The organism is Streptomyces sp. NBC_01460 (assembly GCF_036227405.1).
Classification (GTDB): Bacteria; Actinomycetota; Actinomycetes; order Streptomycetales; family Streptomycetaceae; genus Streptomyces.
Genome location: NZ_CP109473.1, coordinates 2736851 through 2752555, shown reverse-complemented (window position 1 = coordinate 2752555; position 15705 = coordinate 2736851). Strand labels below are relative to the sequence as shown.

Below are 15705 nucleotides of genomic sequence, written 5' to 3'. Positions count from 1 at the left end.
GGTCACTTCGCGCCGAGGGCCTTCTGCAGCGCGGTGAGGTTGGACGTCATGACCTCGATGTAGTCAGCGCCCGCGGACTTGCCGGTGATTCCCTCCAGCGGGTCCAGGACGCCGGTCCTCAGCCCGAGGTCCTTCGCCAGGGTCTTCGCGGTCTTGTCGCTGGCGAGCGTCTCGAAGAACACGGTGGTGGCCCCGGTCTCCTCGGCGACGTGGTGGATCTCGTCGATCCGGGCGGGGCTGGGCTCGGCCTCGGGGTCGATGCCGGCGATGCCCTCCTGGGTGAGGCCGTAGCGCTCGGCGAGGTACCCGAAGGCGGAGTGCGTGGTGATGAACGTCTTCGTCGCCGTGTTCCTCAGCCCGTCCTCGTAGGCCTTGTCCAGCGTGTCCAGCTCGGCGACCAGGGTCTGCGTGTTCTTGCGGTAGTCGGCGGCGTGGTCGGGGTCGGCCTTCTCCAGCGACTTCCCGACGCCCTCGGCGACCTCGGCGTACTTCACCGGGTCCAGCCAGATGTGCGGGTCGAGGCCCGCCTCCTCGCCCTCGTGCCCGTGTTCCCCGCCCTCGTCCTCGCCGTGGTCGTGGCCGACCTCGGAGCCGTGGCTCTCGAGCGTGGTGAGCTTCGCGGCGTCCACGGTGTTCTCGACGCCCGCCTGGGCGACCGCGTCGTCCACGGCGGGCTGGACGCCCTTGAGGAACAGGATGTAGTCGGCGTCGCTCAGACCGCCGATCTGCCGGGGGGACAGCTCCAGGTCGTGCGGCTCCACCCCCGGCTTCGTCAGCGAGGTCACGGAGACGTGCGACCCGCCTATCTCCTCGGCGAGGAACTGCATGGGGTAGAAGGACGCCACCACGTCCAGCTTGCCGTCGCCCCCGCCCTCGGCCGCGTCGGAGGAGGAGCAGGCGGAGAGCGCGGTGAGGCCGAGGGCGACTGCTCCGGCGACGGCGGCGGTGGGTATGAGGCGGCGTACGTTCATGACAGTCATTTTCAACAAAAGTGGAAACGATTGTCAACAAGGCCGATGAGATGCCCGGATCGCAGCGTCGGGCCCGCTATGTGTCCCACCGATTTGATCCAGGGGGTGCGCCCGCCGGTAATCTGGGGTATTCGCCCGCCCGTCTCCTGATCACCACCCCCCACCGAGGCGCCGCGCGCCGTCCCTGTCCCGTTTTCGCCGTCGTAATGAAGAGAGCACCGTGGCCGCCGACAAGATCGACACCATCGTCAGCCTGAGCAAGCGCCGTGGCTTCGTCTATCCCTGCAGTGAGATCTACGGCGGCCAGAAGGCCGCCTGGGACTACGGGCCGCTGGGCGTCGAGCTGAAGGAGAACCTCAAGCGCCAGTGGTGGCGTTACATGGTCACCGCGCGCGAGGACGTGGTCGGTCTCGACTCGTCGGTCATCCTGGCCTCCGAGGTCTGGGTCGCCTCCGGCCACGTCGCCACCTTCTCGGACCCGCTCACCGAGTGCACCTCCTGTCACAAGCGCTACCGCGCCGACCACCTGGAGGAGGCGTACGAGGAGAAGCACGGCAAGCCGCCCGTGAACGGCCTGGCCGACCTCAACTGCCCCAACTGCGGCAACAAGGGCACCTTCACCGAGCCCAAGGCGTTCTCGGGGCTCCTCTCCACCCACCTCGGCCCGACCCAGGACACCGGCTCGGTCGCCTACCTGCGCCCCGAGACCGCCCAGGGCATCTTCACCAACTTCGGCCAGGTGCTGCAGACCGCGCGCAAGAAGCCGCCGTTCGGCATCGCGCAGATGGGCAAGTCCTTCCGGAACGAGATCACTCCGGGCAACTTCATCTTCCGCACGCGCGAGTTCGAGCAGATGGAGATGGAGTTCTTCGTCAAGCCGGGCGAGGACGAGCAGTGGCAGGAGTACTGGATGGAGCAGCGCTGGAACTGGTACACCGGTCTCGGCATGCGCGAGGAGAACATGCGGTGGTTCGAGCACCCGCAGGAGAAGCTCTCCCACTACTCCAAGCGCACCGCTGACATCGAGTACCGCTTCCGCTTCGGCGGCAGCGAGTGGGGCGAGCTGGAGGGCGTCGCCAACCGCACCGACTACGACCTCAAGGCGCACTCCAAGGCCTCCGGCACGGACCTCGTCTACTTCGACCAGGAGAAGGGCGAGCGCTACACGCCGTACGTCATCGAGCCCGCGGCCGGTGTCGGCCGTTCGATGCTGGCGTTCCTCCTCGACGCGTACAGCGAGGACGAGGCGCCCAACGCCAAGGGCGTCATGGAGAAGCGCGCCGTGATGCGTCTCGACCCGCGCCTGGCGCCGGTCAAGGTCGCGGTCCTGCCGCTCTCCCGCAACCAGCAGCTGTCGCCGAAGGCCAAGGGCCTCGCGGCCGACCTGCGGCAGAACTGGAACATCGAGTTCGACGACGCGGGCGCCATCGGCCGCCGCTACCGCCGCCAGGACGAGATCGGCACGCCGTTCTGCGTCACCGTCGACTTCGACACCCTGGACGACAACGCGGTGACCGTGCGCGAGCGCGACACCATGAAGCAGGAGCGCGTCTCCCTGGACCAGATCCAGGGCTACCTCGGCTCCCGCCTGCTGGGCTGCTGACCGCACCCCGACTTCATAACGAAGCCCCCACGAAGCCCCCGGTTCCGGCGCACGGAGCCGGGGGCCTCGTGCACACTGGGCCCACTCGTCCACAGGGGAGGCCTGGATGCCGTCCATGACCACGAGCAAGGTCAGCAGATGGGACCAGCACGGCCGTGAACACGTCGTCCACGTACGGAAGTCGGGGATGCAGCGGCAGTTGACCTGTGACACCTGCGGATGGCGCAAGGGGGCGCAGTTCCTGCCCTGGCTCAAGGCCGAGGAGCACCTGACCGAGGCCCACCAGGCCACGGTCGACCCGACGGCCTGAGCCCGGAGCGGAGCGCGGCCGGAAAAAACCGGATGAGGCGCCCCTTCGGCCGGGGTACCTTCTGTGGCATGTATGCGTTCTTCCAGATCTACGAGTGAGCGCGTGACGGGCCCGACGGCCCGTCGCCCATCGGGTCGATGGACGACACGTCATCCTCACTTCCTCAACTGACGAACGGGAGAACTCCGTGGCCAAGAGCCGCAACAACCTTCTCGGCGTGGGCGGACAGCGCAAGAAGCTGTCCCGCGCCGAACAGCAGGGCGCCCACCCCGCGCAGAACGACGACCGCAAGGCCGCCGAGGACAAGAAGCAGGAGCTGGTGCGCAAGATGCGTGAGCGCGCCGCCGCCGAGGCCGCGCCGGCGCAGGACGCACCGGCCGGGAGCTGACCCCCTCGCACCACCCGTACGACCGCGGGCCCGGATCACCTCGGTGATCCGGGCCCGCGTCCGTCGCGCTCACCGCACGGGGCCGGGCAGTCGCAGGACCGTCAGGGCCACGGCCGCCGGCAGCGTCACGATCAGCGCGTCCCGCATCCCGTCCGGGACCGGCGCGAGGAACAGCGGTCGTCGGCCCCTCGAACCGGAGCAAGATCTTCCGGAACTCCCGGGTGGGCCTCCTCCCGCCGCGCCACCCGGTCGGCGCGGGCCCGCGCCCGGTGACGTACGCCCCCTCGGGCGAGGAGTCCCGGCAGGGGCTGGAGCGCCTGCCGGCCTCGGCCCTCGCCGGGGAGCCCTCCCCGGCCTGAGCCGGGCAGCTCCGCGGTGTGCGTACGGGTCCGGGACGGGCGGCTCCCGCGCCGCGGCGCGCGTACGGGACAATGGGTGCCATGACCACGCTCGCCCCCTCCCTCCCGCTGCTCCGGATCGGCCCGCACACCGTGCAGCCGCCGGTCGTGCTCGCCCCCATGGCCGGCATCACCAACGCGCCCTTCCGCACCCTGTGCCGTGAGTTCTCGGGCGGCAAGGGGCTGTTCGTCAGCGAGATGATCACCACGCGGGCGTTGGTCGAGCGCAACGAGAAGACCATGCAGCTCATCCACTTCGACGCGAGCGAGACCCCGCGCTCCATCCAGCTGTACGGGGTGGACCCGGTGACCGTCGGCAAGGCGGTCCGCATGATCGTCGACGAGGACCTCGCCGACCACATCGACCTGAACTTCGGGTGCCCGGTCCCCAAGGTCACCCGCAAGGGGGGCGGCTCCGCGCTCCCGTACAAGCGGCCCCTGCTCCGCGCGATCCTCCGTGAGGCGGTCGCGCAGGCGGGCGACCTCCCGGTCACCATCAAGATGCGCAAGGGCATCGACGACGACCACACCACCTACCTCGACGCGGGCCGCATCGCCGTCGAGGAGGGCATCACGGCCGTCGCCCTGCACGGCAGGACCACCGCCCAGCACTACGGCGGCACGGCGGACTGGGACGCCATCGCGCGCCTCAAGGAGCACGTCCCGGAGATCCCCGTCCTCGGCAACGGCGACATCTGGAGCGCCGACGACGCCCTGCGGATGATGCGCGAGACGGGGTGCGACGGCGTCGTCGTCGGCCGCGGCTGCCTGGGCCGCCCCTGGCTCTTCGGCGATCTGGTCAGCGCCTTCGAGGGCACGGGGACGAGGCAGGCGCCCGCGCTGCGGCAGGTCGCGGACGTCATGCTGCGCCACGCGACGCTGCTGGGGGAGTGGATCGGTGACGAGAGCCGGGGCGTGATCGACTTCCGCAAGCACGTGGCCTGGTACCTCAAGGGCTTCGCGGTCGGCTCGGACATGCGCAGGAGGCTCGCGGTCACCTCGTCGCTGGAGGAGCTGGGCGGACAGCTCCAGGAGCTCGACCTGGACCAGCCCTGGCCGGACGGCGCGGACGGCCCTCGCGGACGCACCTCCGGGAACAACCGGGTGGCGCTGCCGGACGGCTGGCTCAAGGACCCGTACGACTGCGCGGGCGTGAGCGCCGACGCGGAGCTGGACACTTCGGGCGGCTGAGCGTCACCCGTCACCTCGGGGCACGGGGTGCCCCACAAGAGAGCCCGCTCAGATGAGCGGGCTTTTCTTCTGCGATTCGGCGCGATTCGTTGGCGCCGTGTGGGGCCGCTCTCCTTCCGGGGGGCCTGGATCACCATGAGTAGTCGACATCTGACTCACAGGTGACCCGAGGTCGACCTCCGAGGGTCCGGATAGTGACATCTGAGCGCGAGTGAGGGCGTGATTCTCGCCACCCCTGAGGAGTGCAGGGCTCAGATGAGCGGTATTTCGGATGCTGTACTTCTCAAATGGCGGCACTGGGTGCCAGGTGGATTTACTTTGATCGATCAAAGCATCCACTACCTTACGTGTGCGGATTCAGCCATTTCCTGCACCCTTCGTGATGATGTCTTCGAGAAGTGAACGCACATCCGCTCCCGGCGTCATGGGTGGGTCACTTTCGATCTGCTGGCGGACGGGTGGTTGAGACCTCGTGACGCGCAAGTGGCCGTACCCAGACACCTTCGATCTGGGTATGTTCCTCGCCGTCAGGGCAGCCACCGCGTCCTCGAGGAGTCGAGACCCGTGTCGGAAAACAAAGATCCCCAGAAGTTCGTCTACGACTTCACCGAGGGCAACAAGGATCTGAAAGATCTTCTGGGCGGCAAGGGCGCCAACCTCGCCGAGATGACCAACCTCGGGCTGCCCGTCCCTCCGGGCTTCACCATCACCACCGAGGCCTGCAAGGTCTACCTCGACAGCGGTGACTCACCGGCCGAGCTGCGCGACGAGGTCAGCGCGCACCTCACGGCGCTCGAGCGGCGCATGGGCAAGAACCTCGGCCAGGCGGACGACCCGCTGCTGGTCTCCGTCCGCTCCGGCGCGAAGTTCTCGATGCCCGGCATGATGGACACGGTCCTCAACATCGGCCTCTCCGACGCCTCGGTCGTCGGCCTCACCGCCCAGGCGGGCGACGAGCGCTTCGCCTGGGACTCCTACCGCCGCCTCATCCAGATGTTCGGCAAGACGGTGCTCGGGGTCGACGGCGACCTCTTCGAGGAGGCCCTGGAGGCCGCGAAGGAGGCCAAGGGCGTCACGGTCGACGTGGACCTCGACGCGGCCGACCTGAAGAAGCTGGTCAAGCAGTTCAAGAAGATCGTGACCCGGGACGCCGGGCGGGACTTCCCGCAGGACCCGCGCGAGCAGATGGACCTGGCCATAAACGCGGTCTTCCACTCGTGGAACACCGACCGTGCCAAGCTCTACCGCCGCCAGGAGCGCATCCCCGGCGACCTCGGCACGGCCGTCAACATCTGTTCGATGGTCTTCGGCAACCTCGGCCCGGACTCCGGCACGGGCGTCGCCTTCACCCGCGACCCGGCCAGCGGCCACCAGGGCGTCTACGGCGACTACCTCCAGAACGCGCAGGGCGAGGACGTCGTCGCGGGCATCCGCAACACCGTGCCGCTCGCCGAGCTGGAGTCGATCGACAAGGCGTCGTACGACCAGCTTATGAAGATCATGGAGACGCTGGAGACCCACTACAAGGATCTCTGCGACATCGAGTTCACCATCGAGCGCGGTCAGCTCTGGATGCTCCAGACCCGGGTCGGCAAGCGCACCGCCGGTGCCGCCTTCCGCATCGCCACCCAGCTCGTCGACCAGGGGCTCATCGACGAGGCCGAGGCGCTCCAGCGGGTCAACGGCGCCCAGCTCGCGCAGCTGATGTTCCCGCGCTTCGACCACGGTGCCGCCAGCGTGCTGCTGGGCCGGGGCATCGCCGCGTCGCCGGGCGCGGCCGTGGGCAAGGCCGTCTTCGACTCGTACACCGCCGTCAAGTGGTCGCGTTCGGGTGAGAAGGTCATCCTCATCCGCCGGGAGACCAACCCCGACGACCTCGACGGCATGATCGCCGCCGAGGGCATCCTGACCTCGCGCGGCGGCAAGACCTCGCACGCCGCCGTCGTCGCCCGCGGCATGGGCAAGACCTGCGTCTGCGGCGCCGAGGAGATCGAGGTCGACACCAAGCGCCGTCGGCTCACGGTCGGCGACACGGTCGTGGAGGAGGGCGACCTCGTCTCCGTCGACGGCTCCACGGGCAAGGTGTACCTCGGCGAGGTGCCCGTCGTCCCGTCGCCGGTCGTCGAGTACTTCGAGGGCCGCATGCACGCGGGCGCCGACGACGCCGACGAGCTCGTCGCCGCCGTGCACCGCATCATGGCGTACGCCGACCGGGTACGCCGGCTGCGCGTACGCGCGAACGCGGACAACGCCGAGGACGCCTCGCGGGCCCGTCGCTTCGGCGCCCAGGGCATCGGGCTGTGCCGGACCGAGCACATGTTCCTCGGTGAGCGCCGCGAGATGGTCGAGAAGCTGATCCTCGCGGACACCGACGACGAGCGTGAGGCGGCGCTGGACGCGCTGCTGCCGCTCCAGAAGGCCGACTTCATCGAGCTGTTCGAGTCGATGGACGGGCTGCCCGTCACCGTCCGGCTGCTCGACCCGCCGCTGCACGAGTTCCTGCCCGACATCACCGAGCTCTCCGTGCGGGTGGCGCTCGCCGAGTCCCGCAAGGACGCCAACGAGAACGACCTGCGCCTGCTGCAGGCCGTGCACAAGCTCCACGAGCAGAACCCGATGCTGGGGCTGCGCGGGGTCCGTCTGGGCCTGGTCATCCCGGGCCTGTTCGCCATGCAGGTCCGCGCCATCGCGGAGGCCGCGGCGCAGCGCAAGAACGCCAAGGGCGACCCGCGCGCCGAGATCATGATTCCGCTCGTCGGCACGGTCCAGGAGCTGGAGATCGTCCGCGAGGAGGCCGACCGGGTCATCGCGGAGGTCGAGGCGGCCACCGGCACCGAGCTGAAGCTGTCCATCGGCACGATGATCGAGCTGCCGCGGGCCGCGCTGACCGCCGGTCAGATCGCCGAGGCCGCGGAGTTCTTCTCCTTCGGCACGAACGACCTCACGCAGACGGTGTGGGGCTTCTCCCGCGACGACGTGGAGGCCTCCTTCTTCACCGCGTACCTGGAGAAGGGCATCTTCGGGGTGTCGCCGTTCGAGACGATCGACAAGGACGGCGTCGGCGCCCTCGTGCGCAGTGCGGTGGAGGCGGGCCGGGCCACCCGTCCGGACCTCAAGCTCGGTATCTGCGGCGAGCACGGCGGGGATCCGGAGTCGGTGCACTTCTTCCACGAGGTGGGCCTCGACTACGTCTCCTGCTCGCCGTTCCGCATTCCGGTCGCACGGCTGGAAGCGGGCCGCGCCGCAGCCGAATCGCGGGGCAGCGACAGCCGCTGACCCGGCGGCCCTCCCGACTCCGGACACCGCCGGCGGATCACCGACCCTCATAGGTCCGACGGCGGGGCCGGATTACCAGGAAGCGGCGGCACCCTGTGCGGGGGTGCCGCCGCTTCGGCAATTGAACGGCGAACCAATAAAGTGGTTGGCTTTTCACTGTTCGGTGCGCAAAGCGGGGACACGCGGGCCGGGCGCGGCCCGGGGATCCCCACCCCCGGACCGCGCCCGCTTACCCCTGCCGGGTACGGAGCCGCACCGTCGTTCACCGCCGCCGAACGCGCAAGGCCCCCCACGGCCCTCACCCGCTCATTCGGTGACGCCGGATGCGTACCCGACGTCGTACAGCCTTTCGGTTGGCGAGGATTCGGGCGAGACATTTCAACTGTGGCCGAAACCCCGTGGTGACCTCCTGTGACGCTGTGCATACGCTTCGGCGGGGGGAATTGCGGGTGCAACAGGTGGGGGTTCGGTGCTGCGTATCCATGTGTCCGGAGTGGACCTTTCGCGCGTGCGGATGGCCACGAGGCCGGACGCGATGTGGGAGACCGTTCTCAGTCTTCACCGACTGAGGGACCGGCGGGGTTCCACGGTGTTCGGAAAATGGCGGAAGGAATCCCGTAATCGGTTGAACGGTGAAACGCGTCTGCTGTCGGCGGTCGTCCCGCCCCGAGGCTATTTCCCCGACTTCCTGACCCCTTCCGGAGGAGCCGCCGAGCCATTCGGGCTCGACGCCGGAATGGAAGCACTGCGCGACACACCCGCGGACCGCATCCGTGAGGAGATCGCCCTGCTGCCCGGTGACCGCACCCCCGCGCGCCGGCCGTCCGGCGGGCACGCATCGGGCAGCGCCCTGCCGGAGGCGCTCGCCGAGGGGCGTACGGAGCCGCTGGGGCGCCTCATCTCCTCCCTGCGCGCCTACCACCGCGCCGCCGTCGAGCCGTACTGGCCGCACATCCGGGCGAGCATCGAGGCCGACCGTGCCGTCCGGGGCCGCGCCCTGCTGGACGGCGGGGCGGACGAACTGCTGGCCACCCTCCCGCCGATGATCCGCTGGCGCGCCCCCGTCCTGGAGGCGGACTACCCCGTCGACCGGGAGCTGCGCCTCGACGGGCGGGGCCTGCTCCTCCAGCCGTCGTTCTTCTGCCGGGGCACCCCCGTCGTCTACCGCGACCCCCGCCTCCCGCCGGTCCTCGTCTACCCGGTCACCCACCCCGGCGCGCCGGTCTTCGCGGAGCCCGGACCCTGGCTCGGGCGGCTCGTGGGCCACACCCGCTCCGCGGTCCTGCGGTCCATAGACAACGGCTGCACGACGAGTGAACTGGCCCGCAGGACCGGGGTGTCCCTCGCGTCCGCGAGCCAGCACGCCTGCGTGCTGCGCGAGGCCGGTCTGGTCCGGACCCTGCGCCACGGAAGCTCCGTCCTGCACACGCTGACCCCGCTGGGCGCCGCCCTGCTCAGGGGCGGCGCCCCGCTGCCGGTGCCCTGAGGGCCGGAGGCGCGGCGCGATCACCCGGCAGCGGAGCGATGAGTTTCGCGGCGCGCCGCCGTCTACCTCTCGTAAGCGCTCGTACGGAGCGGCCAGGAGCACCGCAGGGTGCCGGACGGAAGAGTGGACACCATGCCTCAGCCTCAGATGATCTTCGTGAACCTGCCGGTCAAGGACCTCGGGACGACGAAGGACTTCTTCGGGAAGCTCGGGTTCGGCTTCAACCCGCAGTTCAGCGACGAGACGACCGCCTGTCTCGTCATCAGCGACACCATCTTCGCCATGCTCATCAGTGAGCCCCGCTTCAAGGAGTTCACCAAGAAGGAGATCGCCGACTCCTCCAGAACGACCGAGGTCCTCATCGCCCTGAGCGCGGAGAGCCGCGAGAAGGTCGACGAGCTGGCCGACGCCGCGCTCGCCAACGGCGGGTCGCCCGCCAACGACCCCATGGACGAGGGCTTCATGTACGGCCGCTCCTTCCAGGACCCCGACCACCACATCTGGGAGGTCGTCTGGATGGACCCGGCCGCGGTCCAGGGCCAGGCCTGACGCCCGGGGAGGCAGCGGCCGCGACGGGCGGCGACCGCTGCCCCGGAGCGTCCGGTCAGGAGCGGAACGGCCCCGTCACCTCGTAGGTGATCCCGCCGGACGAACTGCCGCTCGTGCCGCGCTGCGAGGAGAAGTACAACCGCCGCCCGTCCGGGGAGAAGGCCGGGCCGGTGATCTCCGAGCCGGACTGGCCGCTGACCCGCAGGAACGGGGCGACGGTGTCGTCCGGGGTGATCAGGCAGATCTCCAGGTTCCCGCCGTCCTCGGCGACGTACAGGTCGCCCGAGGCGGACCGGGTGACGTTGTCCACCCCGGTCAGCGGGGCCGTGCCGCCGGTGACGAGCGAGTCGTCGTAGGCGAGCGAGAGGGACGAGGCGTTCGCGTCGTACGCCCACACCCGGTTGTCGCCCTTGGTGGTGAACCAGCAGGTGCCCGCCGCGTAGAAGCAGCCCTCGCCGCCGTTGAACACCTTGGCGCCGGAGACCTGGTAGCGGGTCTGGGTGGGCGATCCGTCCGGATCGGGGACCGTCGTCCAGGTCACGGGGCCCGAGGTGCCGGTGCCCGCCACCAGGACCTGCAGCGTGCCGGACGACAGGCTGCCCCACGTGGTGGGACGGAAGCGGTAGAAGCGGCCGTCCGTCTCGTCCTCGGTCAGGTAGACGTACCCGTGGTCGGGGTCCGCCGCCGCCGCCTCGTGCTTGAACCGGCCCATCGCGGGCCGCTGCACGGCGGCGTTCACCCCCCCACGGGTCGGTCTCGTACACGAAGCCCCGGGTGACCTCCTCGCAGGAGAGCCAGGTGTTCCAGGGTGTCCTGCCGCCCGCGCAGTTGGTGCTGGTGCCGGACAGGATGCGGTACGCCGAGGTGACGGTCCCCGAGGCGTTGAAGCGGACCGCGCTCGCCCCGCCCCCGCTGCTCGCGGACACCTCCGCGTTGGAGACGTAGATCCAGCCGCTGCCGTCGGTGAACGTGGCCCCGCCGTCGGGTGCGCTGTGCCAGGTGTACGAGGTGCCGGGGACGGTCTGTCCCGACCGGGCGATGATCCTGCTGGTGAAGCCGCTCGGCAGCAGGATGCCGTTGCTGTTGGCCGCCTGCAGCGCTCCGTAGGGGCCGGTGGCCGGCTGGGCCGGATCGGCGGAGGCGGCACCCCGCCAGAGGGTGCCGCCGAAGGCCGCCGCCGATGAGCCGATCACCGCTGTGCGCAAGAAGGTCCGACGTTCCACGATCACTCCACGGGTGACGTGCTGGCCCGCCGGCCCGGTCGGCCCGGCGGGTCGAACGTCAGGACAGTAGAGGCGCCCGGTTGCCGGATCTCCAACGTGTCATGAACGGGGCGGGTTCACTCCGCGCGGACCGTGAAGACCGGCACGGTGACGTCGTCGTCGTCCAGGCAGGCGCCCGTCTCCAGGTCGAAGCGCTGCTTCAGCAGCGGCGACGCGACGAACGGCCGCCCCCCGACGGAGCCGACCAGGCCGCGGGAGAGGACGTACGCACCGGTGAACGGGTCCCGGTTGTCGATCGCGTACGCGCGCCCCGCCCGGTCCACGAACAGTGCGACCTGCCGGCCGTCCGGGAGGAGCGCCGCCACACCGCGCCCCGGGGTCAGCAGCGAGCGGTCGCAGACCGTGAGCCAGCCGTCCCCGTCCGCGAGCTGGATCGACCGGGTGTCCTGCGCCGTTCCGATCGTCTGGGTCGTCATCAGGAAGGGGTCCCTTCAAGGGTACGGATGGCGAGCACCGGGCCCGCGAGGATGTCCAGGTCGGGCTTGACCTGGTCGCGCTCCGGGACGAACTTGACCGAGGGGTCGGGGGCGTCGGGGGCGTTCACGAAGGTGACGAAGCGGCGGAGCCGCTCCGGGTCGTTGATGGTCTCGGCCCACTCGTCGCGGTAGCCGGCGACGTGGTCGGCCATCAGCCGCTCCAACTCGTCGCAGAGACCCAGCGAGTCGTGGACGACGACGTCACGCACGTGGTCCAGGCCGCCCTCGATCCGGTCGAGCCAGGTCGAGGTGCGCTCCAGCCGGTCCGCCGTGCGGATGTAGAACATCAGGAACCGGTCGATGAGACGCACCAGTTCGGCGTCGGAGAGGTCCTGGGCGAGGAGGTCCGCGTGGCGCGGCGTGGCTCCGCCGTTGCCGCCGACGTAGAGGTTCCAGCCCTGGGCCGTGGCGATGATCCCGAAGTCCTTGCCGCGGGCCTCCGCGCACTCCCGGGCGCAGCCCGAGACCGCCGACTTCAGCTTGTGCGGGGAGCGCAGCCCCCGGTAGCGCAGCTCCAGGTCGATGGCCAGCTTGACCGAGTCCTGGACGCCGTAGCGGCACCAGGTCTGCCCCACACAGGACTTGACCGTGCGCAGCGACTTCCCGTAGGCGTGCCCGGACTCGAAGCCGGCGTCCACCAGGCGGGTCCAGATCAGCGGCAGCTGGTCGACGCGGGCGCCGAACAGGTCGATCCGCTGTCCGCCGGTGATCTTCGTGTACAGGCCGAAGTCCCGGGCCACCTCGCCGATCACGATCAGCTTCTCCGGGGTGATCTCACCCCCGGGGATGCGCGGCACGATGGAGTACGAGCCGTTGCGCTGGAGGTTGGCCAGGAAGTGGTCGTTGGTGTCCTGGAGGGCCGCCTGCTCGCCGTCCAGGACATAACCGCTGGCGCCGAGCGTCGGGGCCAGCGAGGCGATGATCGAACCGACCGTGGGCTTGCAGACCTCGCAGCCGTCGCCGCCGCGGGCCGCCTCACGGCCGTGCGAGTCGAGGAGGGCGGCGTACGTCGTGGCGCCGAGGGTGCGGACGATCTCGTACAGCTCGCTGCGGGTGTACTCGAAGCAGCCGCACAGCCCCTGGTCCTCCGACTGGGGCAGCAGCTGCCCGATGACCTTGACGCAACTCCCGCAGCCCGTACCGGCCTTGGTGCACTTCTTCACCTCGGGGAGCGTGGTGTGCTCGCAGATCGTGCCCTTGGTGACGTTGTGGCAGGAGCAGATCACGGCTTCGTCGGGCAGCGAGGACGGGCCGAGGGTGACGGGACCGCCCGCACCGGCCGGCAGCACCAACTGCTCCGGGGCGACCGGCAGGATCGTGCCCGTCATGGGGCGCAGCGTGCCGTACTGGTCGGCGTCGCCCACCAGGACCCCGCCGAGCAGGGTGCCGTCCTGGCCGATCACCAGCTTCTTGTAGACGCCCGAGCGGGAGTCCGCGTAGACGACGTCGAGACAGCCCTCGGCCGCGCCGTGCGCGTCACCGAAGGACGCGACGTCCACGCCGAGCAGCTTCAGCTTCGTGGAGAGGTCGGCTCCGGTGAAGGAGGCCTGGTTGCCGGCGATCACGTCGGCGACCGCCCGTGCCATCTCGTAGCCCGGGGCCACCAGTCCGTAGACCCGGCCGTCCGAGGCCAGCGCGCACTCGCCGATCGCGAAGACGTCGCTGTCGGAGGTGCGGCACTCCTCGTCGACGATGATGCCGCCGCGCGGGCCGACCGCCAGGCCGCAGTCGCGGGCGAGCTGGTCCCGGGGGCGCACACCCGCAGAGAAGACGACGAGGTCGGTGGCGAGCGAGGAGCCGTCCGAGAGCGCCATGCCGTCGACCCGGCCGTCCTCGCCCGCGGTCACCTCCTGGGTGCCCACACCCGTGTGGACCGAGAGGCCCATGTTCTCGATGGTGCGCAGCAGCGCGGCGCCGCCGCCGTCGTCGACCTGGACCGGCATCAGCCGGGGGGCGAACTCGACGACGTGGGTCTCGAGTCCGAGCCCCTTCAGTGCGCCCGCCGCCTCCAGTCCGAGCAGCCCGCCGCCGACGACCGCGCCGGTCTTCGCGTTCTTCGCGAACTCCTCGATCGCGCGGAGGTCCTCGATGGTGCGGTAGACGAAGCAGCCCTCGGCGTCCTTGCCGGGGACCGGCGGCACGAACGGGTACGAGCCGGTGGCCAGGACCAGCGTGTCGTAGGAGAAGGTCTCCCCGGAGCGCGCGGTGACGGTGCGCGCCTCACGGTCGACGCTCTCCGCCGGGTCGCCGACGCGCAGCTCGATCCCGTGGCGCTCCATGAAGCCGGCCTCGACGAGCGAGAGGTCCTCCGGGGTCTTCCCGGAGAAGTACGAGGTCAGGTGGACCCGGTCGTACGCGGGGCGGGGCTCCTCGCAGAGCACGACGACACGGGCGGTGCCGGCGGTGGCGGTCAGACCGTGGTCGGCGAGCGCCTCCAGGAACCGCTGTCCGACCATGCCGTGCCCGACGACCACGATCGTCGGCACGCCTGCGGTGGGGGCGGTCGGGGGAGTGGACACCGGCATCAGAAGCCTCCGTCGTTGGTGAGCAGGTGGAGCAGGGACATGTCGGCGGGGAGGGGGTCGTCGTCCTGCCAGGTCCGGGCGAGGGTGCCGACCGCGGCGAGGTCGCCGAAGAGCACCCCGCCCGCCAGCCGGTCGCCCCGGACGACGACCGTGCGGTACGCGCCCCGGGTGGCGTCCGCCAGCCGGATCACGTCGTCGCCGGGCATCGGGCGGGAGTCGCCGAAGGCGGCCAGGTCGAGGCTCCCGGCGGCCCCGTCGGCGACGGGGGCGGCGGAGGGCGAGCGCAGGGTGAGCCGGGTCAGGGCCCGGGTCCCCTCGTAGCGCGCGGGCCGCCCGGCCAGCACCTCGGCCAGCACGTCGGCCTGTTCGAGCGCGGCGCCCGCCAGCCCGTAGACCGTCCCCGCGTGTTCGGCGCAGTCGCCGACGGCGTGGATGTACGGGTCCGAGGTGCGCAGCTCGTCGTCCACGACGACGCCCTTGCGTACCTCGAGCCCGGCGGCCTGGGCCAGCCCGGTCCGGGGGCGGACCCCGCAGGCCAGCACGGTGATCTCGGCCTCCAGCTCGTAGCCGTCGGCGAGTTCCACCGCCCGCACGGCGGGTGCGGCCCCGTCGGTGCAGCGCAGCCCGCGCACCCGGCACTCGGTGTGCACCTCGACGCCCAGGGCCTCCAGGTGGCGGCGCAACATCCCGGCCGCCTCGGCGTCCAGCTGCCGCTCCATGAGGTGCTCGCCCTGCTGGGCCAGCACCACCTGGGCGCCGCACTCGGCCAGCGCGCGGGCGGCCGACACCCCGAGGAGTCCGCCGCCGATGACGACGGCCCGTACGCCGGGGCGTACGGCGGCGCGCAGGGCCAGGCAGTCGTCGAGGGTGCGGAAGGGATGCACCCCGTCCGGCAGCAGGTGGCCGAGACCCCGCAGCGGCGGCAGCACCGGGTTGGAGCCGGTGGCCAGCACCAGGCGCTCGTACCCGACGACGACGCCGTCGTCGCAGAGCACCCGGCGCTCCGCCCGGTCGATCCGGACGACACGCACCCCGCGCCGCACCTCGGCGGGCGGCAGCGCGATGACGTCCGGCTCGTACCGGCCGGCGAGCACCTCGGCCAGCAGCACCCGGTTGTACGGTGCGTGGGCCTCCTCGCCGATGACGGTGACACCGGGGACCCGGGCGGCGAGCCGCGCGCCCGCCATCCCGGCGCCGATCACCACCACCCGTGCCGCGTTCTCCGTCTGTGTCCTCATACCGACGAGAG

At 70.7% G+C, this 15705-nt stretch carries 12 protein-coding genes and 1 pseudogene; 8 read left to right on the top strand and 5 right to left on the bottom strand.

What is annotated here, in order from left to right; genetic code table 11:
- Positions 1-2: 2 nt before the first annotated feature.
- Positions 3-971, bottom strand: coding sequence for a metal ABC transporter substrate-binding protein (locus OG488_RS12260; protein ID WP_329228687.1), 969 nt, complete (start codon positions 969-971; stop codon positions 3-5).
- A gap of 220 nt (positions 972-1191) precedes the next feature.
- Here OG488_RS12260 and OG488_RS12255 point away from each other — a divergent pair, with 220 nt between their 5' ends.
- The 8 genes from OG488_RS12255 to OG488_RS12220 all read left to right on the top strand — a co-directional run bounded on the left by OG488_RS12255 (position 1192) and on the right by OG488_RS12220 (position 10172).
- The gene (locus tag OG488_RS12255) at positions 1192-2574 is read left to right on the top strand and encodes a glycine--tRNA ligase (protein ID WP_329228685.1); all 1383 of its coding nucleotides are present in this window, start codon (positions 1192-1194) and stop codon (positions 2572-2574) included.
- Positions 2575-2680: 106 nt separating this feature from the next.
- Entirely contained in the window at positions 2681-2884 is a 204-nt protein-coding gene (locus OG488_RS12250) for a hypothetical protein (protein WP_073747065.1), read from the top strand.
- Positions 2885-3071: 187 nt separating this feature from the next.
- Positions 3072-3272, top strand: coding sequence for a DUF6243 family protein (locus OG488_RS12245; protein WP_329228683.1), 201 nt, complete (start codon positions 3072-3074; stop codon positions 3270-3272).
- A gap of 221 nt (positions 3273-3493) precedes the next feature.
- Positions 3494-3631 carry a hypothetical protein gene (locus OG488_RS12240; RefSeq protein WP_329228681.1) on the top strand — a complete coding sequence of 46 codons (138 nt, stop codon included), beginning with the start codon at positions 3494-3496 and terminating at the stop codon, positions 3629-3631.
- A gap of 81 nt (positions 3632-3712) precedes the next feature.
- Positions 3713-4861: a tRNA dihydrouridine synthase DusB gene (gene dusB / locus OG488_RS12235; RefSeq protein ID WP_329228679.1), complete on the top strand. Its 1149-nt coding sequence runs from the start codon at positions 3713-3715 to the stop codon at positions 4859-4861.
- Between the two features lie 564 nt (positions 4862-5425).
- A complete protein-coding gene (ppdK, locus tag OG488_RS12230; protein WP_329228678.1) occupies positions 5426-8137 on the top strand; it encodes a pyruvate, phosphate dikinase in 2712 nt (903 codons plus the stop codon).
- 469 nt (positions 8138-8606) lie between these two features.
- A complete protein-coding gene (locus tag OG488_RS12225; protein WP_329228676.1) occupies positions 8607-9623 on the top strand; it encodes an ArsR/SmtB family transcription factor in 1017 nt (338 codons plus the stop codon).
- Positions 9624-9755: 132 nt separating this feature from the next.
- The gene (locus OG488_RS12220; RefSeq protein ID WP_329228674.1) at positions 9756-10172 is read left to right on the top strand and encodes a VOC family protein; all 417 of its coding nucleotides are present in this window, start codon (positions 9756-9758) and stop codon (positions 10170-10172) included.
- 55 nt (positions 10173-10227) lie between these two features.
- On the opposite strand, the pseudogene OG488_RS12215 reads toward OG488_RS12220, so the two are convergent.
- The 4 genes and pseudogenes from OG488_RS12215 to OG488_RS12200 form a co-directional block, all read right to left on the bottom strand.
- A pseudogene (locus OG488_RS12215) lies at positions 10228-11395 on the bottom strand (alkaline phosphatase PhoX).
- 116 nt (positions 11396-11511) lie between these two features.
- Positions 11512-11871, bottom strand: a complete 360-nt coding sequence (nirD, locus tag OG488_RS12210; protein ID WP_329228672.1) for a nitrite reductase small subunit NirD — start codon at positions 11869-11871, stop codon at positions 11512-11514.
- A complete protein-coding gene (nirB, locus tag OG488_RS12205; RefSeq protein ID WP_329228670.1) occupies positions 11871-14456 on the bottom strand; it encodes a nitrite reductase large subunit NirB in 2586 nt (861 codons plus the stop codon). The genes nirD and nirB overlap by 1 nt, the downstream gene beginning before the upstream one ends.
- Positions 14456-15694 carry an NAD(P)/FAD-dependent oxidoreductase gene (locus OG488_RS12200; RefSeq protein ID WP_329228668.1) on the bottom strand — a complete coding sequence of 413 codons (1239 nt, stop codon included), beginning with the start codon at positions 15692-15694 and terminating at the stop codon, positions 14456-14458. The genes nirB and OG488_RS12200 overlap by 1 nt, the downstream gene beginning before the upstream one ends.
- Positions 15695-15705 lie beyond the last annotated feature (11 nt).

Bases quoted from the DNA above. Each gene is read 5' to 3' on its own strand.
- OG488_RS12260 (WP_329228687.1), bottom strand. From the start codon at position 971: ATGAACGTACGCCGCCTCATACCCACCGCCGCCGTCGCCGGAGCAGTC.
- OG488_RS12250 (WP_073747065.1), top strand. From the start codon at position 2,681: ATGCCGTCCATGACCACGAGCAAGGTCAGCAGATGGGACCAGCACGGC.
- nirD (WP_329228672.1), bottom strand. From the start codon at position 11,871: ATGACGACCCAGACGATCGGAACGGCGCAGGACACCCGGTCGATCCAG.
- OG488_RS12220 (WP_329228674.1), top strand. From the start codon at position 9,756: ATGCCTCAGCCTCAGATGATCTTCGTGAACCTGCCGGTCAAGGACCTC.
- dusB (WP_329228679.1), top strand. From the start codon at position 3,713: ATGACCACGCTCGCCCCCTCCCTCCCGCTGCTCCGGATCGGCCCGCAC.
- nirB (WP_329228670.1), bottom strand. From the start codon at position 14,456: ATGCCGGTGTCCACTCCCCCGACCGCCCCCACCGCAGGCGTGCCGACG.
- OG488_RS12200 (WP_329228668.1), bottom strand. From the start codon at position 15,694: ATGAGGACACAGACGGAGAACGCGGCACGGGTGGTGGTGATCGGCGCC.